The following is a 24553-nucleotide window of genomic DNA, read 5'->3' as shown; positions in this document are numbered from 1 at the left end:
CACTGAATGAAGAGTCGGAAAGCGGTTTTTTCCGGCGTTTTTGTTTAACAACAGCGGTGCATTATGCAAGTTTTCATTATGCGTCACGGCGATGCGGCTTTAGATGCAGCCAGTGATTCTGTAAGACCTCTGACTCATTGCGGCTGTGATGAATCACGCCAGATGGCGAGCTGGCTTAACGGTCAGGCAGTGGATATTGAGCGGGTGCTGGTCAGTCCTTATCTGCGGGCTGAGCAAACCCTCGCAACGGTGCGCGAAGCACTGACGCTGCCGGAAGGGCAGGACGTTCTGCCTGAACTGACGCCGGGCGGCGATCCCTCGCTGGTGGCCTGCTATCTGCAGGTGCTGGCGAAAGAGGGGGTTAAATCGGTGCTGGTGATTTCCCACCTGCCTCTGGTGGGCTATCTGGTATCTGAACTCTGCCCGCAGGAAGCGCCGCCGATGTTCGCCACCTCTGCCATTGCCAGTATCGACTATGATGCTGATAACGCCAGCGGTAAACTTGACTGGCAGTTCAGCCCTTCCAGGCTGGCAAAAGCAATGTAGTTCTTCAGCGGGCCGGAGATACCGGCCCATCCTCCTAAGGCAGTTCCGGCGGTAGCCACTCTTCCACTTCAATCAGCACCAGCAGCGCGGCATCGCCGCCGAACAGCTTGGGTGCCTGATGAAAAGCCATCACCATAGGGTGCTGTGCCAGCCACAGCGGCGTTTGCTGTTTCAGCACATGTTTGCCATGGCCGTGCATCACGCTGGCACAAAAAATGTGCTCTCGACGGCAGGCAGCTATCAGCGCGCCCAGCTCATCCTTCGCCTGCTTCTGCGTTAAGCCATGCAAATCCAGGAAAATTTCTGGCGTATAGTCGCCGCGACGTAACTTCTTCAGCTCATAGTGACTGACATCACTGCGTACGTAACGCACCGGCCCGTCTTCGGCCAGCAGCGGCTGGAATTCATCGGAAAAGTAGTGGCTGGCATCCATTTGCTCGGAAAGTAGACGCTTTTGTGGCACTTCCGTGATTTTTTTGCGCACCGGTTTATGGACGATAGTGTCCTGAGTCAGCTTGCGGGTGCCGGTCATCAGTCCACGAAACAGGGCTTCATCCTCGGCGCTTAAAGGCTGTTTTTTACTCATCAGATTCTCCTTGCGGCACCGATTTAAGCAATAATTCCTTCAGTTTACCCCGACTTCTGCCACCAGTTAAACAAATGTCACCTTTTTAACGCAGCTGCGCTGAATTATCGTCAGCTTCATGGCAAACTAGCAGCCGAGTTAAGTTTGGCCTGTGGAGGGCACTTTGGACAAAATTTTCGTCGATGAGGCAGTCAGTGAGCTGCACACCATCCAGGATATGCTGCGCTGGTCGGTCAGCCGTTTTGCCGCCGCCGATCTCTGGTATGGTCACGGCACCGATAACCCATGGGATGAAGCTGTTCAGTTGGTGTTGCCCACCCTGTACCTGCCGCTGGATATTCCGGAAGATATGCGCACCGCGCGCCTGACTTCCAGCGAGCGCCACCGCATTGTTGAACGTGTTATTCGTCGTATTAACGAGCGAATTCCCGTCGCCTATATGACCAATAAAGCCTGGTTCTGCGGCCATGAATTTTACGTTGACGAGCGCGTGCTGGTGCCACGTTCACCGATTGGCGAGCTGATCAACGAGCGCTTCGCGGGGATCCTGCCACACGAGCCAAACCTTATTCTGGATATGTGCACCGGCAGCGGCTGTATCGGCATTGCCTGTGCCTACGCCTTCCCGGATGCGGAAGTTGACGTGGTGGATATCTCCACCGACGCGCTGGCGGTCACCGAGCAAAATATCGAAGCGCACGGCATGCAGCACAACGTCACGCCAATCCGTGCCGACCTGTTCCGCGAGCTGCCGAAAACCCCTTATGACCTGATCGTCACTAATCCACCTTATGTGGATGAGGACGATATGGGCGATCTGCCTGGCGAATACCGCCACGAGCCGGAACTGGGTCTGGCGGCAGGCAGAGATGGCCTCAAGCTGGCGCGCCGTATTCTGGCCTGCGCGCCGGACTATCTCAGTGTAGAGGGCGTACTGATTTGTGAAGTGGGCAACAGCATGGTGCATATGATCGACCAGTACCCTGACGTGCCGTTTACCTGGCTGGAATTTGCCAATGGGGGCGACGGCGTGTTTATGCTGACCCGTCAGCAGATCGTCGACGCACAGCACCACTTCAGCATTTATAAAGATTAAAGAATTCAGGAGTCATAATGGCAGGTAATACTATTGGTCAGGTCTTTCGCGTCACCACCTTTGGTGAATCCCACGGCGTGGCGCTGGGCTGTATCGTTGACGGCGTTCCTCCGGGCATTCCTCTGACGGAGGCGGATCTGCAGCACGATCTCGACCGCCGGCGTCCGGGCACCTCGCGCTATACCACCCAGCGCCGCGAACCGGATCAGGTGAAAATTCTCTCCGGCGTGTTTGAAGGCGTCACTACCGGTACCAGTATCGGGCTGCTGATTGAAAACACTGACCAGCGTTCGCAGGATTACGGTGCCATTAAAGATCTCTTCCGTCCTGGCCACGCTGACTACACCTATGAGCAGAAATACGGCCTGCGCGACTACCGTGGCGGTGGTCGTTCTTCCGCACGTGAAACAGCAATGCGCGTGGCGGCAGGCGCTATCGCCAAGAAATATCTTAAGATGAAGCACGGCATCAAAGTGCGCGGCTATCTGGCACAGATTGGTGATGTTGCCTGTGAGCTGAAAGACTGGGACCAGGTGGAACAGAACCCGTTCTTCTGCCCTGATCCGGACAAAATCGAGGCGCTGGATGAACTGATGCGTGCGCTGAAGAAAGAGGGCGACTCGATCGGTGCGAAAGTTTCGGTGATGGCAGAGCACGTGCCGGTGGGGTTGGGTGAACCGGTTTTTGACCGTCTGGATGCTGACCTGGCACATGCGCTGATGAGCATCAACGCGGTGAAAGGCGTGGAGATTGGTGACGGCTTCGAAGTGGTCAACAAGCGCGGCAGCGAGCACCGTGATGAAATCCGGGCGGATGGCTTCCAGAGCAACCACGCGGGCGGCATCCTCGGCGGTATCAGCACCGGCCAGGCTATTCTGGCAACCATCGCCATGAAGCCGACTTCCAGTATTACCGTGCCGGGCAAAACCATTAACCGCTTCGGTGAAGAAGTGGAAATGATCACCAAAGGCCGCCACGATCCCTGCGTCGGGATCCGCGCCGTGCCGATCGCCGAAGCGATGATGGCGATCGTGCTGATGGACCATTTACTGCGCCAGCGTGCTCAGAACGCTGACGTCCACACGGATATTCCCCGCTGGTAACGTGATGAAAAAGACCCTGATGGCGCTGGGTGCGCTGTTAATAAGCGCTTCCACGCTGGCCGCCACGCCGTGGCAGTCCATTAGTCAGCCGATAAGCGGCAAACCGCAGGCGATTGGCGCTTTTGCCAACGGCTGTATCATTGGGGCGCAGCCTTTGCCTCTGGACGCCACGGATTATCAGGTAATGCGCCAGGATCAGCGGCGCTACTTTGGCCACCCTGATTTGATCATGTTTATTCAGCGCCTCAGCACTCAGGTGCATAACCTGCAGCTGGGTGAAGTGCTGATCGGCGATATGGGGATGGCAGCAGGCGGACGGTTCAGCAGCGGCCATGCCAGCCATCAGTCCGGTCTGGATGTGGATATCTGGCTGCAACTGCCGAAAACGCGCTGGACTTCAGCAATGCTGCTCAAACCGCAGCCGCTGGATCTGGTCGCTGCAGACGGAAAAAATGTGGTGGCGCGGCACTGGCAGCCAGAGATTGACAGCCTGATTAAACTGGCGGCGAAAGATGACGATGTGACACGTATCTTCGTCAATCCGGCGATTAAAAAGCAGCTTTGTGCTGATGCCGGAGCCGATCGTGACTGGTTGCGCAAAGTGCGTCCGTGGTTTGGACACCGTGCACATATGCACGTTCGCCTGCGCTGTCCGGCTGGCAGCCTGGAGTGTGAGGATCAACCCGCACCGCCGCCGGGAGATGGCTGTGGTGCCGAGCTGCAAAGCTGGTTTGCGCCGCCAAAACCTGGCACCGGTGCGCCAGTGAAGCGGACACCGCCGCCGTTGCCGCCTTCCTGCCAGGCTTTGCTGGATAAACATCTGCTTTAGGGACTGAAGAATGGACTGGTTTGTTGTCAGCCCGCTGCTGGTCGGGCTGCTGTTTTTTGTGGCAATGCTGGCTGCATTCATTGACTCCATCGCCGGTGGCGGGGGATTACTGACGGTACCGGCGCTGTTGACGATGGGCCTCTCTCCGGCCCAGGCGCTGGCGACCAATAAATTACAATCCATTGGCGGCTCCTTCTCGGCCAGCCTCTATTTTGTCCGGCGTAAAGCGGTCAATCTGCGCGAGCAAAGACTGAATATCGCCATGGCCTTTATCGGCTCGGTGAGCGGCGCGGTGCTGATCCAGCACGTTCAGCCGGGCGTGCTGCGTCAGGTGCTGCCGCTGCTGCTGATCTCCATCGGTCTCTATTTTCTGCTGATGCCAAAAATTGGCGAAGAAGATCGTCACCGTCGCCTGCACGGTCTGCCTTTTGCGCTGGTCGCGGGGGGCTGCGTGGGGTTTTATGACGGTTTCTTCGGTCCCGGCGCTGGCTCCTTTTATGCCCTGGCTTTTGTCACGCTGTGCGGCTATAACCTGGCTAAATCTACCGCTCATGCCAAAGTTCTGAACTTTACCTCCAATCTTGGCGGCCTGTTATTCTTTATGTTTGGCGGCAAAGTCATCTGGGGGACCGGGCTGGTGATGCTGGTTGGCGCGATCTGTGGTGCAAGGCTGGGGGCGCGTCTGGTGCTCAGCCGTGGACAGACGCTGATCCGCCCGATGGTGGTGATAGTCTCTGCGGTGATGAGCGCCAAACTGCTGTATGACAGCCACGGCGCAGCAATAGCCGAATGGTGCCACCACCTTTTGGGCTGAGATAACCCTGGTGCGCCACGGATTTGGCGCGGTATTTTTTACAGAAGAAAATGAATGAGTCCTTCACACCATTATGAGCAGCTGATTGAGATTTTTGACCGCTGCTTTTTTGTAGATTTTCAGACGTGCCTGATTAAAGGCGACGACGAACCGATCTATCTTCCTGCCGATGAGGAAGTGGATTACCACCGCGTGGTGTTTGCTCACGGCTATTATGCCAGCGCGATGCATGAGATTTCCCACTGGTGTATTGCCGGTAGCGAGAGGCGTAAACAGGTCGATTTTGGCTACTGGTATTGCCCGGACGGGCGTGATGCTATGACTCAGAGCCAGTTTGAAGTGGTGGAAGTGAAGCCACAGGCGCTGGAGTGGATGTTTTGTGTTGCGGCGGGGTTTCCCTTCAACGTAAGTTGTGACAATCTCAATGGAGATTGTGAGCCGGATCGCATCGCGTTCCAGCGTAAAGTCCATGCTCAGGTAATGGTGCAGCTGGAGCAGGGCATTCCCGCCCGGCCAGCCCGTTTTATCGCTGAACTTTGCAAGTATTACTCAACACCCCCGCTGACTGCGGCACAGTTTCCCTGGCCGGAAGATCTGTGACCAGGGGGAATGGAACGGATAAGGAATTTTATGATCGATGAATTTGAAGCGCGTATCCTGGCCCTGATCGACGACATGGTGGAAAGCGCCAGTGACGACGAGCTGTTCGCCAGCGGCTATCTGCGTGGACATCTGACGCTTGCAGTGGCCGAGATTGAACAGTCCGGCGAGCACACTCCGGAAGCGCTGCAGATTCAGGTACAGAACAGCTTGCAGAATGCCATTCAGGCGGGCGAGCTTTCACCCCGTGACCAGGCGCTGGTGATTGGTATGTGGGATAATCTGTTCCTGCAGGCGCGTAAGTCAGCCTGAGGGAAGAGGGGAGAACCATGTTGTCAGTAAATCTGGTGCTGGCGTGGGGAACCTGGTCGTCTGTAAATCCGGGCCTGGTACAGGCAACTCTCGCCGCTCATAAAGACGCAAAATTCGCCATCCGTGGCAGCTCGACTCGCGCCGTATATGGCGCGAGACGCTTTATTCCCGGCCAGGGTTCCCTGTGCTCTAATCTTCGGTGTAGTCTGAAAACTTCAAAACTTCAAAACTTCAAAACTTCAAAACTTCAAGGCTCAGACTTTCGAACACCGGACCACTTAACTACTCAGTAATCAGATGGATAGCGAATCCTTTTTTCTGAACGTAAGTTTCCCAGAGCCGGACTCTAAGCTGTTTTCACTTCCTTTCCCTTCAGCAGTTTCCGCACCCAGTAGCGATTTGGATGGGTGGCTGCCAACGTATCCTTATCCAGTGGGATCGGCTCTCCGCACAATTCCGCAGCCAGCACTTCCGCCGCCAGCGGGCCGCTGCACAACCCTCGTGAACCGAGCGCGCCCAACACGAACAAACCTTTATGCACGGGTGCCGGTTTCGCTTCCTCTTTATGGTTTACCAGGTCGGCGTACTGTTCCAGCGTTTGCTGATAGTCCGGCAGCGGGCCAAACAGCGGCAGGTGATCGCGGGAGGCACAGCGCACGCCGACACGGGCGCTACCTTCACTGACGTCCACCTCGTGCGGCCATCCGGCTTCAGGCAGGCAGCGGATCAGTCGCTCGCGGTTTTCCTGCTGATCGTCTGTGCGATAAGTGGTGGCGCTGTCGGCGCGATGGTAGCTGGCCCCGATGCAGTGATGCTGGTTAGCCGGGTTAACCGGGGTGAGATAGCCGTCATAACAGAGCACCTGCTTCAGCGCGCCGAGGGCTGGTGTGGTAGGGATGTGGCTGACCTGACCGCTTACCGCATAGGCTGGCAGCTTCTCGCTTTGCACAAATGAGGTCAGCGCATGGCCGGTCGCCAGCACCACGTTGCGGTGAGTTTTAGCGGGAAGATCGGCAAAATGCAGCCGCCAGCCTGATGCATCCGGCATTGCTGCCTCTGCGTTATCCGGCATTGTGGCGGCAGGGGCAGAATGAGCCCCACCCGCGCTCAATGGCATCAGGGCATTCTCATCGCCGTCGATAAGTGCTTTCATCTCAGTCAGCGTATGCAACCAGTTAATTTTCAGTCCCTGCTGCTCTGCCAGCCGGAACAGAGCCGGGGTCAGCTGACCTGGCGAGAGCCAGCCGCCCTGTGGATAGGTGATCCCGCCACAGCCGGTTTCCACGCCACACAGCGCTTCTGCTTCCTCAGTATTTATCGCACAGGTAATCTCTTCCGGCAGCTGCATGGTCAGCATCCGGGCAATTTTGTCGCTGCTTTTCTCATTCCAGCCCAGTTGGGTAACGCCGCACCAGTCATGATCGAAGTCGACCGTCAACTGGTCATAAACCCGGCGGGCAAAGGTAAACGCGCTGGGGAAGAAGCGGCCCAGAGCCGGATCGTGATGATTGAGCAGGGGATAGAGCGCGCCCTGGCGGTTGCCGGAGGCACCCTGAGCAGGTTCATTATCGGCACAGTAAAGCGTGACATTTTTACCACGACGCAGCAGGGCAAGCGACAGCAGGGCGCTGGCAATGCCGCCGCCGATGATGGCGATATCATCTCCTTCTGCGGATGACCGTGCATACCAGGGTGCCTGAGCAGGCGTGCTGACAGCCTGTTCCATCACACCGGCAATCATGTCGCGTTTCGGGCCGAAACCTTTACGTTTCCCGGTGGTAAAACCAGCTTCCTGCAGACCTCTGCGCACAAAGCCCGCCGAAGTGAAAGTGGCCAGCGTACAGCCTTTGCGGGCCATTTTCGCCATGCAGGCAAACAGTTCCGGTGTCCACATATCCGGGTTTTTTGCCGGAGAAAAGCCATCAAGAAACCAGGCATCGACCTGCTGGTGCAGACTGTCATCAAAAGTGTGAATGAGCTGGTTAATATCGCCAAACCACAAGTCAAGCGTCACGCGGCCACCATCCAGCAGCAGGCGATGGCAGCCGGGCAGGGCAACCGGCCACTGTTTGCGCAGGGCCGCGGCATAGTCTGCCAGCTCTGGCCAGCTGGCATGCGCGCTGGCAAGGTCACTGACGTTTAACGGATATTTCTCACAGCTGATGAAGTGTAAACGCTGTAGCCTGGAGTCTGGTTGCGTGGCCCGAAAATCATTGAACGCCTGCCAGAGTGTCAAAAAGTTCAGCCCGGTACCAAAACCGGTCTCGGCAGTGACCAATAACTCTCGCGGATGTGTGGCAAACCGATCGGGCAAATTGTTGCCGCCCAGAAACACGTGTCGCGTCTCCTCCAGGCCGTTCTCATTGGAGAAATAGACGTCGCCAAACGCTCGGGATACAGGTGTACCCTGTTCATTCCAGCTCAGTTCAGCATGCTCGATCGGGGTTGTTTTCACGGCAGAAGCTCAGTTATCAGGCGGTGCCGCGATTGTAACGGTGTGGGCCAGCCCACGCAAATTTACAAAAGTTAACCGCTGATCGGACTTGTTCGGCTTACAACTGTAAGCTAAAGTGCCTGTCGAATCCTAATATAAGCAGTGAAAGAGGTATTGAATGAAACGTGCAGTGATTACTGGCCTGGGTATCGTTTCCAGCATTGGTAATAACCAAGGGGAAGTCCTCGCGTCTCTGCGTGAAGGACGCTCCGGCATTACCTTCTCTCAGGAGCTGAAAGATTCCGGCATGCGTAGTCACGTCTGGGGTAACGTCAAGCTGTCCAAAGACGAAATCTCCAGCCTCATTGACCGTAAAGTTCTGCGTTTTATGAGCGATGCGTCCATTTATGCTTATATCTCTATGCTGGAAGCGGTGAAAGACTCCGGCCTGACCGCTGAGCAATACCAGAACAACCCACGTGTGGGTCTGGTTGCCGGTTCAGGCGGCGGTTCGCCGTTCTATCAGGCAGCAAGCGTGGACGGCATGCGTGCTAAAGGTCTGCGCGGCGTTGGCCCGTATATGGTGACCAAAGCAATGGCTTCCGGCGTCTCTGCCTGCCTGGCAACCCCGTTCAAAATTCACGGTGTGAACTACTCCATCAGCTCCGCCTGCGCCACTTCTGCACACTGTATCGGTAACGCGGTAGAGCAGATCCAACTGGGCAAACAGGACGTGGTCTTTGCCGGTGGTGGTGAAGAGCTGGTCTGGGAAATGTCCTGCGAATTTGATGCGATGGGTGCACTGTCCACCAAATATAACGACACGCCAGAAAAAGCGTCCCGTACTTACGATACCAGCCGTGACGGCTTCGTTATCGCTGGCGGTGGCGGCATGGTTGTGGTTGAAGAGCTGGAGCATGCGCTGGCTCGTGGCGCGCATATCTACGCTGAAGTGGTGGGCTACGGCGCAACTTCCGATGGCGCAGATATGGTTGCTCCATCAGGCGAAGGCGCAATGCGCTGTATGCGTCTGGCGATGCAGGGTGTTGATACGCCAATCGACTACCTGAACACCCACGGTACCTCTACTCCGGTCGGAGACGTGAAGGAGCTGGGTGCCATCCGTGAAGTCTTCCCGGACAACACTCCGGCAATGTCTGCCACTAAAGCAATGACTGGGCACTCTCTGGGTGCGGCTGGCGTGCAGGAAGCGATTTACTCGCTGCTGATGCTGGAGCACGGTTTTATCGCGCCAAGCATCAACATCGACGAGCTGGATCCCGCTGCTGAAGGTCTGAATATCGTGACCAAACCAACCGAGCAGAAACTGAAGACTGTAATGTCTAACAGCTTCGGTTTTGGTGGCACCAACGCCACTCTGGTTATGCGTAAACTGGACGCATAAATTCTGGCGGGCCGGAGAAATTCGGCCCCTGGAAGTGAGATGCATCTGTGTTTCCGGGCGGGATATATTCCGCCCGGTTATCCTTCAGGTTTCTCTTTTCACCATCGGCCGCCGTTTTTCGGCAGACCGGCGACCACCAGATCGTAAGACTCCTCGACCAATTGCTGTACTAACCCTTCTGAAATTTGCTCACCCGCATAGATCGAAATCCAGTGGCGCTTATTCATATGCCAGGCCGCATGGATGCTGTCGTAGATTGCCCGCTCGAGCAGGGAATTCTCCGGGGCGCACTTGAGATTCACAATCCTTTCGCCGCGAACCTGAGCCATCAGCGCAAACATCTTCCCGCGCACCTTGAACACCTCATATTCCGGGCCGAAAGGATAGCAAAGCTCTGCCAGCGGCTGGGCCTGAGCGACTCTTATCGCCGTCTCCTGAATCTGTTTTCCGTCCATTGTTGCTGCTCTCTGTGCCAGGATCTGCCTTGCAGGCTAGCACATTACCCCTCCTGCATCATCTGGCGGTACTTCATATGGTCGTGATACATCTCACGGAATACGCGGTATTTCTGGTCGTAATAATGCTTGATCTCATTGGTCTGCGGCGTCACGGTTTTGCCGATGCGGCTCATGGCGTTCATCGCCTCCGGCAGTGAGTCGTAAAGCCCGGCGGCTACCGTGCCCATCATCGCGCCTCCCAGCAGCATCGCCTCACTCTCTTCCGGCAGCAGCATGGCGCAGCCGGTAGCGTTGGCATGCTCCTGCACGAACACCGGATTTTTAGTCCCGCCGCCGCTGGCCATAATGGTGTCTATGCTGTAACCGCTCTGATTCATCGTTTCGATGATGTGCCGTGCGCCCAGTGCTATCGCCTGAATGGTCGCCAGATAGTGCAGCGCCATATCCTCCGGCGTGCGCGACAGCTTCAGCCCGGTCAGAATGCCGGTCAGGTTCGGATTGGCGCGTGGGGAACGGTTGCCGTGGAAATAGGGCAGCATATGAATATCGCGGGTCAGGAAAGCGATCTTTTCCGGTTCGCCGGCCAGTTTGCGTAGCACATCATTCAGCATCTCATAGATGGTTTTGCCCTGCGCCTTGCCCTGTTCGCGCAGGCTGGCGTAGCAGGGATGGGACTGGATCATATGGTCAATCAGCGCACCGGTGGCCGACTGGCCGCCTTCGTTCAGCCAGAAATCCGGCAGTACCGCAGAGTAATAGGGGCCCCAGACGCCTTTGATAAAGCGTGCCTCGCGGGATATCGCCATATGACCGGTAGAGGTGCCGCCAATCAGCGCGATACGGCGGTCGAAGTCGGCGTGTTCTCCCGAGGCTCCGGCCGCGCCAAGCGTTCCGAGGCTTCCGGCATGGGCATCGATGATCGACACGCTGACAGCTGTACCGGGCAGAAGGCCCATTTCACTGGCGGCACGTTGCGTCAGGCCGTGGCCCAGCGGCTCGCCCATGGTTTTTACGTCGCTGCCGATTTTCGCTGCATCATGCTCAAGCAAATCTTCCAGCCCGATCTGGCGGAAGTAGCTGGCATCCCAGCTGTTCTCATGGCCCATATAGGTCCATTTGCACACCAGCGAACAAAGCGAGCGGGTTTCATCCTGTGTTGCCCGCCAGGTGAGAAAGTCCGGCAGATCGAACAGATGGCCGATATTCTGCCAGCTGTTGGGCATATGCTGCTCCAGCCACAGCAGTTTTGGTGTCTGCATTTCAGGCGAGATCACCCCGCCAACATAATTCAGCACGCGGTGTTTAGTGGCATTGATTCGTTCCGCCTGCACAATCGCCCGGTGATCCATCCACACGATAATATTCTGCTCGCTACGCCCGGATGGGCTGACCGTCAGCGGCTTGCCCTCTTTATCCAGAACCACCAGCGAACAGGTGGCATCAAAGCCGATGCCTTTAATCTGCACCGGATTGATGTTGCTCTGGTTCACCGCATCCCGTACCGCCTGGCAGACTGCCTGCCAGATATTGTCCGAGGACTGCTCGACAAAATCAGCCTGTGGCCGGAACAGTTCAATCTCCCGGCTGGCCTGGCCCATCATCCGGCCCTGCGGATCAAAAATACCCGCCCTGGCGCTGCCGGTCCCCACATCCACTCCCAGATAGTAACTTGTCATTGTTAGCCTCGACCGTCAGGTTCTGCGATTCTGCAACGCAATAAACAGGATAAGCACGCCGCCCCAGAGTGCCATGGTGAGGTAACTGCTCACCCCCAGCAGATTGAGCCCGCTCTCCAGCATTTGTAATACGATCAGTGCCAGTACCAGACCAATGACCCGGCCAAACCCGCCATCCGGGTTCACGCCGCCCAGTACAGAGGCCAGAATGGTGATCAACAGCCAGGACTCGCCGTAGCCCGCCTTGGCCGAGTTGAACATCGACATCATCAGCAGGGCAGCGCCCCAGCTGAGCAGGGCGGAAACCACATAGACGGTAATCTGCACTCTGGCTGTGTTGATACCGCTAAAGCGGGTGGCCTGCTCGTTCGAACCGAGCAGATAGATACTGCGGCCCAGCGTGGTCTGTTCCAGCAGCACCCACAGCCCGAAGGCCACCAGCAGAAACAGCAGCAGGGCAAAGGGAATGCCCAGGACATCCCCGTTGCCAAGGAACTGAATAAACGGCGGAAAGCCGGAAATCACTGCACCGTTAGAGATCAAAATATTCAGCCCGGCAATCAACGTCATGGTACCCAGCGTGGCGAGGATCGGCGATACACCCACCACGGCTATCAACAGGCCGTTAAGCACGCCAATCGCCACTGCCAGCAGCGCGCCAGCGAGCAGAGCCAGCAGCAGAAACTGCGGTCCGGGATGGGCAACAATGATCGCACCCATCAACAGCGAGCAGGCATTGGCGCTGGCAATGATTGACAGGTTGATGCCGCCAGTCAGCATGGTGATGCCCATTCCCAGTGCCAGCAGGCCCAGCACCGGCAGCTGGGTGGCGATAGACTGGAAATTGCCGAGGCTGAAGAAGCGGCTGCCCAGCGTCAGGGAAAACAGTGCCAGTACCACCACAATCATCAGCAGTTGCAGGCGGATAATCCGGTCGCCGGGTAATGCTCTGATTAATGTGCTCATGTCATATCCCCTTCGCCAGTTTGCGTTTTTCGTTCCATGCCGTGGCGCTGATACTCACCAGGATAACCAGCCCGCTGAACACCATATGCCAGTAGGAGGAGACGGCCAGCAGCGTCAGGCCATTCTGCAGGAAGGCCAGCAGCAGCACGCCCAGCAGCGTGCCGATCAGCGATCCCCGGCCGCCGGTCATGCTGGTCCCGCCCAGCACCACTGCCGCCAGCACTGTCAGTTCATAGCCTACCAGCGAGTTCGGTGCTACCGACTGCGTGGTCTGAGCCTGCACCACGGCAGCCACCCCTGCCAGCAGCCCCATATAGCCATAGACATAGAAGTGCAGGGTCAGCAGATTCATGCCGAGCCGCGAAGCCGACTCGCGATTGCCGCCCATTGCATAGATTTGCCGCCCGAGGCGGGTATAGCGCATCAGCACGCCGGTGAGGACAAATACCGCCAGCAGGCAGAACAGGGGCAGAGTGAGGCCATATTCATAGCCATCCGCAGCGGTAAAGGAGAACCAGTTGATGCCGTTCATAAACCAGTCCGGGAAGCCGTACAGCCAGGTTCCCTGGGTGTACCACACCAGCAGGCCGTAAAAGAGGTTCAGCGTGGCGATGGTAATAATGATGGCGGGGACGCGCAGGAAAAAGACCAGCACACCGTTGATCAACCCCAGCAGCAACCCGCATCCCATGGCGATGGCGAACACGCTGAAGAAGTTGCCGCCGTGCGCCAGCATGGTACTGGCCATGACGTACTGGGCAATAGCGGTCATCGCCGGGAATGAGATGTCGATCCCTCCGGCGATCAGCACCACAGACAGGCCGCAGGCGAGGATACCCAGAATGGCGTAACTGGTGGCGACGTCGGTCAGGTTACCCAACGTTAAAAACTCGCTGGTGCGCAGGCTCAACCCCAGCGCCAGTAGCAGGATCAGCATCCCCAGCCAGATCTCGTGGTGGCTGAGCAGATGACGCAATTTGTTATTCATTCACCACCCCGGCAATCTCTTCTTCGCGGCACTGATGCGGTGCGAAGCTGGCGATCAGCTCGCCCTTGCGCATCACCAGCACGCGGTGACTGTTGTACCAGGCTTCAGGGATTTCATCGCAAATCATCAGTACCGCCATGCCGGACTCGGCCAGATCGCGGGCGATGCGGTAGATCCCTTCTTTATTAGCGATATCCACGCCAACGGTTGGCGAGTCAAGGATCAGCACGCGTGGATCGGTTGCCACCCACTTGGCGATTGCCACGCGCTGGGCGTTGCCGCCTGACAGGGTCTGCACTGGCAACTGGCTGTCCGATACTTTGATGTTCAGTTCACGGATCAGGCTGGCAACCTGATGGCGGGCTTTGCCGCGGTCAAGCAGCCCGGCACGATTGCGCAGGCGGCTGAACACCGGTACCAGCATGTTATCGAAGATCGACTGCTGCATGATCAGTCCCTGGGTTTGCCGGTCTTCCGAGACGTAAGCAATACCGTGACGAATGGCGTCGCGGTTACTGTGCAGTTTCACCGGTTTGCCCTCCACGCGGATCTCGCCGCTGTCCGGCTGGCTCATGCCAAACAGGGACAGGCATAATTCGGTCCGTCCAGCACCCAGAAGGCCCACAACTGAGGTGATTTCCCCGCGTCTCAGGCTCAGGCTTACCGACTGATACTGGCCTTTCTTTGACAGGTTGTTCACTTCCAGCAGTGGCGTTTCGCTGCTGTCGGCGCGCTGCGGCAGATGGCTGAAGGCAAAGCGCTGCCCGGTCATCAGGAAGGCCAGCTCGTCGTTGTTCAGGTCGCTGGCCGGATAAGTGCCCACCAGTTTGCCGTCACGCATCACGCTGATGCGGTCAGCCACTTCCATCACTTCGTCCAGCTTGTGGCTGACGAACACCACGCAAATTCCGGCGGCTTTCAGTTCGTTGACCACCCGCAGCAGGCCATTGACTTCATGGCGGGTCAGCGAGGCAGTGGGTTCATCCATGATCACCAGGCTGGCATCGGCAGCCAGCGCCCGGCCAATTGCCACCAGCTGGCGGTCGGCGATCGACAGCTTTTCCACTTTGCGATCGAGGTCAAGTCGCACACCGATACGTTGAAGCGTACCGGCAGCCAGCTTGCGCATTGCCTTTCTCCGCACCCAGAAACCGCCACCTGGCAGATAGCTGTGCACTGCAATGTTCTCTGCCACCGTCAGGTTGGGAAACAGCGACAGATCCTGATAAATCACCTGGATACCGTAAAAGGCCGACAGTGCAGGTGTCAAATTGGGAAACAGCTTGCCGTCCATGCCAATACGTGCGCCTTTGTCAGGATGATAAACGCCCGAGATAATTTTAATCAGCGTGCTTTTGCCACAGCCGTTTTGTCCTGCCAGACAATGCACCTCCCCTTTATTCAGGGTAAGCGTGACGTTATCCAGTGCCCGGACGCCGGGAAAGGATTTGCTGATTTTTTCAAGAGAAATAAAGGATTGCGACATACTCTTTCCTCACCGGCGCGGGTGATTGCCGGTCAGAAAGACCGGCAGCACCGCTGGATCCACTCAGAAACCGAGCGTTTTGGCGTTGTCTTTAGTGACTTCCAGAATGCGGTTAAAGCGGATCACATGGTTTTTCATATCCACATCGGCTTTACCCATGCCGTCAATGGTCAGGTGGCTGGTAACCTGCTTGCCATCGAGGATTTGATCGGCCAGGTTAACCAGTGCAAAGCCCGCGTCTTTCGGGTCCCACAGCAACGCTTTCTTTATATCGCCAGAAGCCAGGTAAGGAGCAGCCTGTGCAGGCATGGCAATGCCCACTGCGGCAATCTTGTTCTTCGCGCGTTTGCTTTTCACTGCCTGACCGGCACCAATCGGGCCAAGGGAACCAAAGCCGATAATGCCTTTCAGATCAGGATAGGTACGCATCAGATCGAGAGTGGTGGCGTAGGATTTGTCGATGCTCTCCGCCACTGGCAGGCGAGAGGTGACTTCATGCATGTCCGGATACTTCTCTTTCTGATATTTGATCGCTGCATCAGCCCAGGCGTTGTGCAGCGGCACGGTGAGCGAGCCGACGTAGATGGCATAGCCGCCTTTACCGCCCATCGCGGAGGCCAGCTCATCCATATTTTTTTCGGCATATTTCTGGCTGTCGATGGTTTCCACATCCCACTGGCCGATCTGCTGATCAGGTGACTCATGGGTCAGCACCACGATCCCCTGGTCGCGTGCTTTTTTCAGCACCGGTTCCAGCACTTTAGCATCGTTCGGCACCACGATAATGGCATCGACCTTTTTGGCGATCAGATCTTCAATCACCTTCACCTGCTGTGCCGGATCGGGGGTGGAGCCACCAACCTGATAGGCATTGACATCGAGTTTAGTGGCGGCCTCTTTCACGCCAACTTCCATGCGGGTGAACCACGGAATGCCGGTAACTTTCGCCACCACCGCAATATCATGTTTTTCAGCCGAGAAGGACGGTGTTGACAGCAGCATGCACGCAGAAACCACACATGCATTCAGTAATGCGAGGTTAAATTTCATAGCAATACCTTTCAGTAGGGTGGCGGAAGAACCGCTAAGTTGCCCGCCAGGCCGCAGGCTTATAATCGGATAAGATGTGGTTTTGGCCACCGGAGCAAGATAGCAAGCGTTTTTGCGCTCAGCGGCAGGCTGGCTGGAGAAGTGTGAGATATGCCCGACAAGGTTAAATTTAATGATTTATATGGTTAATTTTTTATTAAAAAATAAACTGTTGTGGTAATTTTACATCAAATATATGTTTATATTTTGTTAAATTTAATTTTTTTGCCGTTTATTTTTAACAGTAAATGGATACAGGAAAGCCAGAGGGCCATTTTGCGCGTCATTTTTTGAAGCGGGGGCGCAAAAAATCGCAGAGTTGTGAGGATTATCGCATCACAGGGGCTGGAAGAGGCTCAGCGAAGGTTAATATCTGGTGGAAGAGTTACGTAATTCTCCTTCTTTTACCCGGTAGCGACTGAAATTTGCCTTAAGTTTACGACCATTCAGCCAGAGTGGTTGTGTTTGTAAGTGCGCAACGGGTATGGGCGCGATTGACGATCTGTCGGCTTTCCGCCAAACTTTCCGGCAATATTCTCTCCAGCGTCGTCACGATGTTGCGTAAGCGTTTAACGTTATCCAACGCACCCGGCCTGTTGTCCTGCAATGGGCATTGATGGGTGCGCTGTCTGGCGGCCCTTACGTTTTAACAAGGAGTTACGTGGCTTATGTCATCCACGACACAGCAACGACCAGTGCAGGCGACCACTGCACTGGCGAGTATTTCTTTTGCCGTTTTTTTAACTTATCTCACCGCTGGCCTCGCACTGCCGGTGATCCCTTTATTTGTTCACCAGGAACTGGGGCTTAACAATGTGATGGTGGGTGTGGCGGTGGGCGTGCAGTTTTTCGCCACGCTGCTGACCCGAGGCTACGCAGGCCGGCTGGCCGATCAGCGCGGCGCGAAGCGCTCAACCCTGCAGGGCATGCTGGCCTGCGCGCTGGTCGGGCTGGCCTACGTGCTGGCAGCCGTGTTGCCGCTGCCGGTGATGGCGAAATTTGCCCTGCTGGTGGTGGGACGTCTGCTGTTGGGTTTTGGTGAAAGCCAGCTGCTGACCGGGAATCTGACCTGGGGCTTGGGGCTGGTGGGGCCGAAACGCTCCGGCAAGGTGATGTCGTGGAACGGCATGGCGATTTACGGTGCGCTGGCTGCCGGTGCGCCGCTGGGGCTGCTGCTGCATGATCACTGGGGGTTTATGGGCATGGGCATCGCCACCATTCTGCTTCCTGCACTGGCGCTGCTGTTTAACTTCTGGGTGAAGCCGGTGCCGCCGCATGGTGGCGAGCGTCCTTCTCTGTGGAACGTGGTCGGCCAGATCCTGTCGCCCGGTTTTGCTCTGGCATTGCAGGGTACCGGTTTTGCTGTAATCGGCACTTTCACCACGCTCTATTTTGCCAGCCAGCATTGGGGAAATGCCGGTTATACACTGACCGCCTTCGGGCTGGCCTTTGTGCTGATGCGTATTTTCTTTGGCTGGATGCCGGACCGGCTGGGCGGCGTGCGGGTGGCGCTGTTCTCACTGGCAATTGAGGCGACAGGGCTGCTGGTATTGGGGCTGGCGACCAATGGCACAATGGCGCTGGCGGGCGCTGCGCTGACTGGCGCAGGTTGCTCGCTGGTCTTCCCCGCGCTGGGCGTGGAAGTAGTGAAACGTGTGGCACCGCAGGTGCGCGGTACGGCGCTTGGCGGATTCTCGGCTTTCCAGGATATCGCTTACGGCATTACCGGACCATTGACCGGTATTCTGGCGACTTCTTTCGGCTATGGTTCTGTGTATCTTGCCGGGGCGGTTTGTGCGGCGCTGGGTATTGCCGTCACGCTTAATTTCGCCAGAAGTCAGTAACGTAACCGGGCCAGTTTCTCTACTGCCTGAATAATCTCCGCCCGCTGCAGGGCGGAGAACCCCAACAGCCAGCCCTCCTGCTTTATTTCAGCAGCATACAAAGGAGATAATCGTGGCAGGATCAGCCCGGCCTTCAGCGCCTCGCCTGTTAACCTTTCTTCGCCGCCTCGTGGTAACGTCACCGTAAGTTGCAGCCCGCTGTTATGGCTGAGCGGTAGCAGCCGATTTCCCAGTTTGTTCTCCAGTTCTGCCAGCAACAAATCGCGGCGGCTGGCGTAAAGTTTGCGCATCAGTCGCAAATGCGCCTGAAAATGACCGTTGTTAATAAAATCGGCGGTGACCGCCTGCATCAGCTGTGCGCTGTGGCCGTCCATCACGCTCCGCAAACGGCAACAGGCTTCTACCAGCGACGGCGGCACCACCAGATAAGCCAGCCGCAGGGAAGGGAACAACACTTTGGAAAAGGTGCCGACGTAGAGCACCCGATGGTCTTCATCCAGCCCCTGCAGTGCGGGCATCGGCTGTTCGTCGTAGTAAAACTCGCTGTCGTAATCGTCTTCAATCAGCCAGAAGCCCTGACGCCGGGCATCAGTCAGCCACTGCAGGCGACGCTGCAGGCTCATGGTGATGCCGGTAGGGTACTGATGCGACGGCGTGAGATACACCAGTTTGGGTGACGCCTCTGCGGGCACCGCGCCCTGATCGTCCAGCGGAATGCCCTTTACCTCTGCGCCAGCGCTGATAAAAGCATTACGCGCGCCGTTGTAGCCAGGTTCTTCCAGCCAGACACTATCTCCCCGATCGCACAGCAATGTTGCCAGCATTTGCAGCGCCTGCTGCGAACTGGTGAGGATAATCACCTGTGCGGCATTGCAGCGTACTCCGCGTGACTGACCAAGGTAGCGGGACACCGCATCACGCAACTCAGGTAATCCCTGTGGATCGCCATAGCGCATCATCTCTTCCGGTGAGTGGCGCAGGCGCTGCCCAACCAGACGACGCCAGATATTTTGCGGAAAAGCCCGCAGATCTGGCGAACCGGCAGCAAAGGCCTGCGGGAAGAGGGGATCATGACAGCCGCCAGTAGCAACGATCTGCTTTCCCCGGGCGGAAAGCACTGGCAGGGCTGCCTGAGTGGGTTTCTTCACCCGGCGATCTTCTGGCAAAGCAATAGCCACGAAAGTGCCTTTACCAGTCTGGCGTAACAGGTAGCCTTCGCTCTCCAGCTGCGCATAAGCGGCTTCCACCGTGACCCTGGACAGTGACAAATCCCCGGCCAGCAGGCGGGAGGAGGGCAGTCGCTCACCCTTTTGCAGCGTTCCGCTGGCAATCAGCTGGCGCAAAGTGGCGCAGAGTTTTTCCCGCAGAGTCAGTGCCTGCTGAGAAGCAAAGAGTGGAATAAGGGGCACGGTGGTCAGCGGCATAATGGTCTTATCATCCGGTGGGAATGGGTATTATTGTTAAGGCCATTTCACCGTATCATCGGCTTGTACACTAATCAAAGGAGTTCACTGATGACTGCTTCCGCCGTTTTACAATTTCCGCCGCCTTCCGCACAGCAGAGTACCGTCTGGCTGCTGGATAAACTGGCTCATTACACTGATGCCTGGGATTTGGCCCAGGATCTGGCTAACGGCATTGCCGGGATCGTGGTGATTGATACCCGCCCGGCAGAGCAGTATCAGGCCGGGCATATTTGTGGGGCCGCGAGTTTTCCGCACCGCACCATGACTGCTGAAACGCTGGCCGGATTGGATCGGGAAAAGGTCTACGTTACTTACTGCGATGGGATTGGCTGCAATGGCTCAACTAAAGGGGCCTGGAAGCTGGCAAGTGCCGGTTTTCAGGTAAAAGAGCTGACTGGCGGGCTGGATTTCTGGCAGCGCGAGCGTCATCCGGTCACGCTGGGTACAGAAAAGGGGGAATGGCCGCAGACGACATTAACCGACTGCGGCTGCTGAAACTCAGAGGAAAATCCACATCAGGAAGGCGAGAAGCACCAGCACGGCAAAGGCGGTGAATACCGGACGGTTAACCAGCGGCTGCAGCACTGCAGGCACGTAACCGAACAGCGGCGCAACAATCGGCTGAGGATTGATTTCGTTATCTGCCAGCATCTGCTCACGCAGCCTTTCGGCACGCCGGGAGAACAGCAGGTTCATCAGATCCTGTGCCTGAATCGGGGTCAGTACGGCCTGTGGCGGTAGCTGGAAGCGCTGCTGGCTGGCATCTTCCAGCATCTTTTGCTCAGCGTGATCCGGCGGCACTTTTAGCGAAGTCAGCAGCATCGGCAGCGTTGGCGCGGCATGCTGGCTCAGCGTCTGACTGACCTGCAAATATTGAGTCATCAGCGGGAACAGGCGCGAAGGAATGGGATCGCCGCTGTGCAGATTGACCACTTTCAGCACCGCAGCCCACAGCCTGTCGGGTGGCTCACCGGTAGCCGCAGCCAGTCTGGCAATTTGCTGGTTCAGCGTGTGATGTTCGGCTGGCAGGAGCGAGCGGTCGGTAATGTGATTTTGCTGTGGCTGAGGAATCGCCATCTGGCCGTTCTGCAGCATGGTCAGCACCTGGCGCATCTGGTCCGGATTCAGCGAGCTGAGCACGGTATGGCCAAACTGCTGACGGATAAAGTCACTGACCGCCTGGCGATTATTTCCCTGGGGCAGCAGATCGCTGAGCTGCTGAAACAGCTGGCGGCTTGCATGAGTATTCTGCACCTGCGACAGGCGGGTATTGAGGAATTGCTCGGCAGCAGGAAAATGACGCGATAAAAGACCGGCATCATTTTTTACCCCCACTTCGCGACGTAATCCCGCCCAAAGTTCAGGAGATTTTAACGTGCTGAGCGACATGATTTTGACGATCAGCCTTTCCAGCGTGGTGCGCTGGGCAGGTGACAGCGGCTGATCTCCCGGGCCTGGGCGGACGGTGCCGGTTTTGGCATCTACCGCAGTACGATCGCCGGGAACTGGCGCACCGGGGCCACTTAGAGGTTGCATGGCAAAATCCTTAACTCATGGGTCAAAATCCGGGGCGCCGGAAAGGGTGATTCACTATGATAACAATCCCGCCCGGCGATAGGTAGAGGCCGGGGGGATGGAGGAGGAATTATTTTAGTCTGTTCAGACAGAAGGGTCAGGACGTCGACTGGCAGGCTGTTTTTTCAGACGCAGTGGCGTCCGCAGCCGCTGGGCAAGGAACACCCCGATCAAAGTGACGCCGCCGCCAATAAAGTGATAGCTGTGCAGCGTTTCATGCAGGAACAGCACGGCGATAATCGCGGTGAAAATCGGCGCCAGATTCATAAAGATAGTGGCGGTATTGGCACCCATCCTCATCACTCCCTGGATCCACAGGAATGGCGCAATAATCGAGGCCGGGATCCCGGCAAACAGCACCAGCGGAATGTTGTGCACGTTCAGCGACACATCCTTTGCCAGTAAAAAGTTAGGCAGCAGCAGCAGTACGCCAAAGATAATCTGCACATATAAGCTCTGCCAGTTTGGCAGCGTAATCGCCCAGCGTTTGGTCAGTACGCCATACAGCGCGTAGGAGGTTGAGGCCGCAAACATCATCAGCTCACCTTTTCCCAACCCGTGTGACAGTAATTGCTGAGGATCCCCCTGGCTGACCAGCCACACCAGCCCACCAAACGAGAGAATACTGCCCAGCAGGATACCCAGCGTCGGGGCCAGTCGCAGCTGCACAATGCTGATCAATACGGTCAGCAGTGGGATCAGTGCGTTCAGGATACCCATAAACAACGCACTTACGCTGTGCGCGGCGTAATACGCCAGGCTCTGATACAGCACCATGCCCAGCAGGCCGAGGATCAGCAGTTTCCACCATACCTGTTTAATCTGCTGACGATTGCGCCACACGCCCGGCAGGATAAACGGTGTCAGAGTCAGCAGGGCCAGCACCCAGCGGTAAAAGGAGATCGCTGCGGGATCGATCGCGCCTGCCGAAACTTTACTGACGATGGCATTGATCGACCAGATCAGCACCGCCAGCAGGGGAAACATAAAATTCATCAGATTACCTGGCTCAGAAAAGAGAGTGCGGGCAGTTTACGCTTGTCCTGTTCAAAACGAATAACGATAATCAGACAAAAATCTTCACGGACCGGACAGAATGATCCAGCAGATAACTTACTTCTCTCCGTATGACGCAAACAGTCTGCAATTTTTCTTTCGCTATGAACAGACTAACGCCAGAACAGAGTTTCTGCCCCATACCCACAGCTGGGGACAGGTAATCTTTGTTCAGTGCAATGTGCTGGAGATGAGAGTGGGCGACGAACGCCTGCTGACGCCCACGGCCATTCCTATCTGGATCCCGCCCGGAGTGGAGCACGCCAGCTATAACCACAAGCAGGCCCATTTCCGTACGCTTAATATTGCCGCTTCGTTATGTGATGCTTTGCCCCGGCGTGCCTGCCTGCTTAAAGTCAGCCCGATCGTGCAGGCCATCATTGATGATTGTGCAGTCCGTGAAGTGGAAGTGCCGGAAACTGAGGCGGACTGGCGGTTGTGCGAAGTGCTGATGGATCAGCTGAAGTGCGCGGAAGTGCAGGACAGCTACCTGCCCATTTCTGGCGACAAGATCCTGGCCCCGGTGCTGACGGCGCTGGAACAAAATCCCGCCGATAATACCACGCTGGCGCAGTGGGCTGCCCGTGTTTACACCACCGAACGCACCCTGTCACGCCGTTGCCAGAGCGAGCTGGGGATGACCTTCAGCGAATGGCGGCAGCGTCTGCGTTTTTTGCATGCTATCTCGCTGCTGGAACAGGGTAAATCGGTGAAGAACGTGGCGCTGGAGCTGGGCTACAGTTCCGCTTCGGCGCTGATCGTGATGTTTCAACAGCAGTCCGGCACCACGCCGGAGCGTTATCGCCGCAGCGCGTCGGTTAACGTCTGAATGACAGCACCTCAGGGTTATCCGGGCTGCCGGAATGTGGCAGAATACCGCCCCTCACTGTTATTACGCAGGAAACAGATTGTGAAAATCCTCGTTGATGAAAATATGCCTTATGCCCGCGAGCTGTTCAGCCGCACCGGTAACGTGGTTGCCGTGCCGGGCCGCCCGGTTCCGCAGAGCGAGCTGGATGAAGCAGACGGTCTGATGGTCCGCTCGGTCACTAAGGTTAACGCTGAGCTGCTGAGCGGAAAACCGGTGAAGTTTGTCGGCACTGCCACAGCCGGAACCGACCATATAGATGAGGCGTTTCTGCAGGAACAGGGAATTGCTTTCTCAGCCGCGCCAGGCTGCAACGCCATCGCCGTGGTGGAGTATGTTTTCTCCTCTCTGCTGCTGCTGGCAGAGCGTGATGGTTTCCTGCTAAAAGACCGTACCGTAGGCATCGTCGGCGTGGGCAACGTGGGCGGCAGGTTGCAGGCCCGTCTGGAGGCTTTGGGCATCCGTACCTTGCTGTGCGATCCTCCACGTGCCGACCGCGGTGATGAGGGGGATTTCCTGCCGCTCTCCACGCTGGTAGCCGAAGCCGATATCCTCACCTTCCACACGCCGCTTTTTAAACAGGGTGAATACAAAACGCTGCATCTGGCAGACGAAGCGCTGCTGAATGCTCTGAAACCTGGCGCCATTCTGATTAACGCCTGCCGGGGTCCGGTGGTGGATAATGCCGCTCTGCTAAAGGTGCTGGAGCAGCGCAGCGATCTTAGCGTGGTGCTGGATGTCTGGGAACCAGAACCGGATCTTTCTTTGCCGCTGCTGGCGAAAGTAGACATTGCCACCCCGCATATCGCGGGTTACACGCTGGAAGGTAAAGCGCGCGGCACCACTCAGGTTTATGAAGCCTGGACGGCATTCCTTGGCAAACCGGAGCAGGTCGCGCTTGATACGCTGCTGCCCGCGCCGGAATTTGGCAGCGTCACGTTGCACGGCGAACTGGACCAGCCAACGCTAAAAAGAGTGGTTCATCTGGTGTATGATGTGCGCCGTGATGATGCGCCACTGCGAAAAGTGGCGGCGATAGCGGGTGAGTTCGATCGGCTGCGTAAGAATTATCTGGAACGTCGCGAATGGTCCTCGCTGCAGGTGATTTGTGATTCGCAGCAGGCTGCTGCGCTGCTGGCTAAGCTTGGCTTCAACGCCGTTTTCCAGCCGGCTTCCTAAGGTTGTCATAAGGCAGGAAAGCTAAATTCAGATATCCATAAAGTGGGGCGAAGGAGTTCGCCTCTGCTGCAGGGGAGGCGTTTATTCCGCCCATGCCAGGAGATTCTGCCCCGTGTATTACGGGAAAAATTCTAAATCCCGGGCGGTGTCCTCACCGCCTTCTGTTTTTGTGTCATT

The 24553-nt window shown here is 56.8% G+C and carries 23 protein-coding genes; 12 read left to right on the top strand and 11 right to left on the bottom strand.

What is annotated here, in order from left to right:
* The first annotated feature begins 63 nt into the window (after window positions 1-63).
* The gene (sixA, locus tag AC3Y5R_RS15545) at window positions 64-546 is read left to right on the top strand and encodes a phosphohistidine phosphatase SixA (protein ID WP_489922094.1); all 483 of its coding nucleotides are present in this window, start codon (window positions 64-66) and stop codon (window positions 544-546) included.
* A 34-nt stretch (window positions 547-580) separates the two neighbouring features.
* Here the strand turns inward: sixA and smrB are convergent, their stop codons facing one another.
* Complete coding sequence (gene smrB, locus AC3Y5R_RS15540; RefSeq protein WP_489922093.1) at window positions 581-1132, bottom strand: endonuclease SmrB; 552 nt, start codon at window positions 1130-1132, stop codon at window positions 581-583.
* Window positions 1133-1295: 163 nt separating this feature from the next.
* On the opposite strand from smrB, the gene prmB reads away from it, so the two are divergent.
* Genes prmB through AC3Y5R_RS15510 form a run of 6 tightly spaced genes read left to right on the top strand, consistent with a single transcriptional unit; the run spans window position 1296 to window position 5886 of the window.
* Window positions 1296-2228 (top strand): 50S ribosomal protein L3 N(5)-glutamine methyltransferase, encoded by a 933-nt coding sequence (gene prmB / locus AC3Y5R_RS15535; protein WP_489922092.1) that lies wholly within the window; start codon window positions 1296-1298, stop codon window positions 2226-2228.
* Window positions 2229-2245: 17 nt separating this feature from the next.
* On the top strand, window positions 2246-3331 hold the full coding sequence (gene aroC / locus AC3Y5R_RS15530; protein WP_489922091.1) for a chorismate synthase: 1086 nt from the start codon (window positions 2246-2248) through the stop codon (window positions 3329-3331).
* Between the two features lie 4 nt (window positions 3332-3335).
* Window positions 3336-4160 carry a penicillin-insensitive murein endopeptidase gene (gene mepA / locus AC3Y5R_RS15525; RefSeq protein WP_489922090.1) on the top strand — a complete coding sequence of 275 codons (825 nt, stop codon included), beginning with the start codon at window positions 3336-3338 and terminating at the stop codon, window positions 4158-4160.
* A 10-nt stretch (window positions 4161-4170) separates the two neighbouring features.
* Window positions 4171-4974 (top strand): sulfite exporter TauE/SafE family protein, encoded by an 804-nt coding sequence (locus AC3Y5R_RS15520; RefSeq protein ID WP_158782538.1) that lies wholly within the window; start codon window positions 4171-4173, stop codon window positions 4972-4974.
* A gap of 54 nt (window positions 4975-5028) precedes the next feature.
* Window positions 5029-5574: an elongation factor P hydroxylase gene (locus AC3Y5R_RS15515; RefSeq protein WP_489922089.1), complete on the top strand. Its 546-nt coding sequence runs from the start codon at window positions 5029-5031 to the stop codon at window positions 5572-5574.
* Between the two features lie 30 nt (window positions 5575-5604).
* On the top strand, window positions 5605-5886 hold the full coding sequence (locus AC3Y5R_RS15510) for a YfcL family protein (protein WP_158782540.1): 282 nt from the start codon (window positions 5605-5607) through the stop codon (window positions 5884-5886).
* A 346-nt stretch (window positions 5887-6232) separates the two neighbouring features.
* Here the strand turns inward: AC3Y5R_RS15510 and mnmC are convergent, their stop codons facing one another.
* Complete coding sequence (gene mnmC / locus AC3Y5R_RS15505) at window positions 6233-8341, bottom strand: bifunctional tRNA (5-methylaminomethyl-2-thiouridine)(34)-methyltransferase MnmC2/FAD-dependent 5-carboxymethylaminomethyl-2-thiouridine(34) oxidoreductase MnmC1 (RefSeq protein ID WP_489922088.1); 2109 nt, start codon at window positions 8339-8341, stop codon at window positions 6233-6235.
* Between the two features lie 157 nt (window positions 8342-8498).
* Here mnmC and fabB point away from each other — a divergent pair, with 157 nt between their 5' ends.
* Complete coding sequence (fabB, locus tag AC3Y5R_RS15500) at window positions 8499-9725, top strand: beta-ketoacyl-ACP synthase I (protein ID WP_489922087.1); 1227 nt, start codon at window positions 8499-8501, stop codon at window positions 9723-9725.
* A 98-nt stretch (window positions 9726-9823) separates the two neighbouring features.
* Here fabB and AC3Y5R_RS15495 read toward each other — a convergent pair whose 3' ends face one another.
* From AC3Y5R_RS15495 to AC3Y5R_RS15470, 6 genes are all read right to left on the bottom strand, one after another.
* On the bottom strand, window positions 9824-10180 hold the full coding sequence (locus AC3Y5R_RS15495; RefSeq protein ID WP_489922086.1) for an MmcQ/YjbR family DNA-binding protein: 357 nt from the start codon (window positions 10178-10180) through the stop codon (window positions 9824-9826).
* A gap of 44 nt (window positions 10181-10224) precedes the next feature.
* Entirely contained in the window at window positions 10225-11859 is a 1635-nt protein-coding gene (locus AC3Y5R_RS15490) for an FGGY-family carbohydrate kinase (RefSeq protein WP_489922085.1), read from the bottom strand.
* Between the two features lie 15 nt (window positions 11860-11874).
* Window positions 11875-12825 carry an ABC transporter permease gene (locus AC3Y5R_RS15485; protein ID WP_158782545.1) on the bottom strand — a complete coding sequence of 317 codons (951 nt, stop codon included), beginning with the start codon at window positions 12823-12825 and terminating at the stop codon, window positions 11875-11877.
* A 1-nt stretch (window position 12826) separates the two neighbouring features.
* Entirely contained in the window at window positions 12827-13813 is a 987-nt protein-coding gene (locus AC3Y5R_RS15480; RefSeq protein ID WP_489922084.1) for an ABC transporter permease, read from the bottom strand.
* Window positions 13806-15299, bottom strand: a complete 1494-nt coding sequence (locus AC3Y5R_RS15475) for a sugar ABC transporter ATP-binding protein (RefSeq protein ID WP_489922083.1) — start codon at window positions 15297-15299, stop codon at window positions 13806-13808. The genes AC3Y5R_RS15480 and AC3Y5R_RS15475 overlap by 8 nt, the downstream gene beginning before the upstream one ends.
* 63 nt (window positions 15300-15362) lie before the next feature.
* On the bottom strand, window positions 15363-16349 hold the full coding sequence (locus AC3Y5R_RS15470) for an autoinducer 2 ABC transporter substrate-binding protein (RefSeq protein WP_489922082.1): 987 nt from the start codon (window positions 16347-16349) through the stop codon (window positions 15363-15365).
* Window positions 16350-17056: 707 nt separating this feature from the next.
* Here AC3Y5R_RS15470 and AC3Y5R_RS15465 point away from each other — a divergent pair.
* Window positions 17057-18232 carry an MFS transporter gene (locus AC3Y5R_RS15465; protein ID WP_489922081.1) on the top strand — a complete coding sequence of 392 codons (1176 nt, stop codon included), beginning with the start codon at window positions 17057-17059 and terminating at the stop codon, window positions 18230-18232.
* On the opposite strand, the gene pdxR is transcribed toward AC3Y5R_RS15465, so the two are convergent.
* Entirely contained in the window at window positions 18226-19656 is a 1431-nt protein-coding gene (pdxR, locus tag AC3Y5R_RS15460; protein WP_489922080.1) for a MocR-like pyridoxine biosynthesis transcription factor PdxR, read from the bottom strand. The genes AC3Y5R_RS15465 and pdxR overlap by 7 nt on opposite strands.
* 90 nt (window positions 19657-19746) lie before the next feature.
* Between pdxR and AC3Y5R_RS15455 the strand changes: the two genes are divergently transcribed.
* Window positions 19747-20193 carry a rhodanese-like domain-containing protein gene (locus AC3Y5R_RS15455; protein WP_489922079.1) on the top strand — a complete coding sequence of 149 codons (447 nt, stop codon included), beginning with the start codon at window positions 19747-19749 and terminating at the stop codon, window positions 20191-20193.
* A gap of 3 nt (window positions 20194-20196) precedes the next feature.
* On the opposite strand, the gene flk is transcribed toward AC3Y5R_RS15455, so the two are convergent.
* A complete protein-coding gene (gene flk / locus AC3Y5R_RS15450; RefSeq protein WP_489922078.1) occupies window positions 20197-21234 on the bottom strand; it encodes a flagella biosynthesis regulator Flk in 1038 nt (345 codons plus the stop codon).
* Between the two features lie 123 nt (window positions 21235-21357).
* Window positions 21358-22269, bottom strand: coding sequence for a DMT family transporter (locus AC3Y5R_RS15445; RefSeq protein ID WP_489922077.1), 912 nt, complete (start codon window positions 22267-22269; stop codon window positions 21358-21360).
* 100 nt (window positions 22270-22369) lie between these two features.
* Between AC3Y5R_RS15445 and AC3Y5R_RS15440 the strand changes: the two genes are divergently transcribed.
* On the top strand, window positions 22370-23158 hold the full coding sequence (locus AC3Y5R_RS15440) for an AraC family transcriptional regulator (protein WP_489922076.1): 789 nt from the start codon (window positions 22370-22372) through the stop codon (window positions 23156-23158).
* Window positions 23159-23239: 81 nt separating this feature from the next.
* The gene (gene pdxB / locus AC3Y5R_RS15435; protein ID WP_489922075.1) at window positions 23240-24376 is read left to right on the top strand and encodes a 4-phosphoerythronate dehydrogenase PdxB; all 1137 of its coding nucleotides are present in this window, start codon (window positions 23240-23242) and stop codon (window positions 24374-24376) included.
* Window positions 24377-24553: the final 177 nt, after the last annotated feature.

Source organism: Erwinia sp. 009765445 (assembly GCF_058137865.1).
This window is presented reverse-complemented; position numbering and strand designations above follow the sequence as displayed.

Coding starts and splice junctions, on each gene's coding strand:
- sixA (WP_489922094.1), top strand. CDS start 64: ATGCAAGTTTTCATTATGCGTCACGGCGATGCGGCTTTAGATGCAGCC.
- smrB (WP_489922093.1), bottom strand. CDS start 1,132: ATGAGTAAAAAACAGCCTTTAAGCGCCGAGGATGAAGCCCTGTTTCGT.
- aroC (WP_489922091.1), top strand. CDS start 2,246: ATGGCAGGTAATACTATTGGTCAGGTCTTTCGCGTCACCACCTTTGGT.
- mepA (WP_489922090.1), top strand. CDS start 3,336: ATGAAAAAGACCCTGATGGCGCTGGGTGCGCTGTTAATAAGCGCTTCC.
- AC3Y5R_RS15520 (WP_158782538.1), top strand. CDS start 4,171: ATGGACTGGTTTGTTGTCAGCCCGCTGCTGGTCGGGCTGCTGTTTTTT.
- AC3Y5R_RS15515 (WP_489922089.1), top strand. CDS start 5,029: ATGAGTCCTTCACACCATTATGAGCAGCTGATTGAGATTTTTGACCGC.
- AC3Y5R_RS15510 (WP_158782540.1), top strand. CDS start 5,605: ATGATCGATGAATTTGAAGCGCGTATCCTGGCCCTGATCGACGACATG.
- fabB (WP_489922087.1), top strand. CDS start 8,499: ATGAAACGTGCAGTGATTACTGGCCTGGGTATCGTTTCCAGCATTGGT.
- AC3Y5R_RS15495 (WP_489922086.1), bottom strand. CDS start 10,180: ATGGACGGAAAACAGATTCAGGAGACGGCGATAAGAGTCGCTCAGGCC.
- AC3Y5R_RS15490 (WP_489922085.1), bottom strand. CDS start 11,859: ATGACAAGTTACTATCTGGGAGTGGATGTGGGGACCGGCAGCGCCAGG.
- AC3Y5R_RS15485 (WP_158782545.1), bottom strand. CDS start 12,825: ATGAGCACATTAATCAGAGCATTACCCGGCGACCGGATTATCCGCCTG.
- AC3Y5R_RS15480 (WP_489922084.1), bottom strand. CDS start 13,813: ATGAATAACAAATTGCGTCATCTGCTCAGCCACCACGAGATCTGGCTG.
- AC3Y5R_RS15475 (WP_489922083.1), bottom strand. CDS start 15,299: ATGTCGCAATCCTTTATTTCTCTTGAAAAAATCAGCAAATCCTTTCCC.
- AC3Y5R_RS15470 (WP_489922082.1), bottom strand. CDS start 16,349: ATGAAATTTAACCTCGCATTACTGAATGCATGTGTGGTTTCTGCGTGC.
- AC3Y5R_RS15465 (WP_489922081.1), top strand. CDS start 17,057: ATGTCATCCACGACACAGCAACGACCAGTGCAGGCGACCACTGCACTG.
- pdxR (WP_489922080.1), bottom strand. CDS start 19,656: ATGCCGCTGACCACCGTGCCCCTTATTCCACTCTTTGCTTCTCAGCAG.
- AC3Y5R_RS15455 (WP_489922079.1), top strand. CDS start 19,747: ATGACTGCTTCCGCCGTTTTACAATTTCCGCCGCCTTCCGCACAGCAG.
- flk (WP_489922078.1), bottom strand. CDS start 21,234: ATGCAACCTCTAAGTGGCCCCGGTGCGCCAGTTCCCGGCGATCGTACT.
- AC3Y5R_RS15445 (WP_489922077.1), bottom strand. CDS start 22,269: ATGAATTTTATGTTTCCCCTGCTGGCGGTGCTGATCTGGTCGATCAAT.
- AC3Y5R_RS15440 (WP_489922076.1), top strand. CDS start 22,370: ATGATCCAGCAGATAACTTACTTCTCTCCGTATGACGCAAACAGTCTG.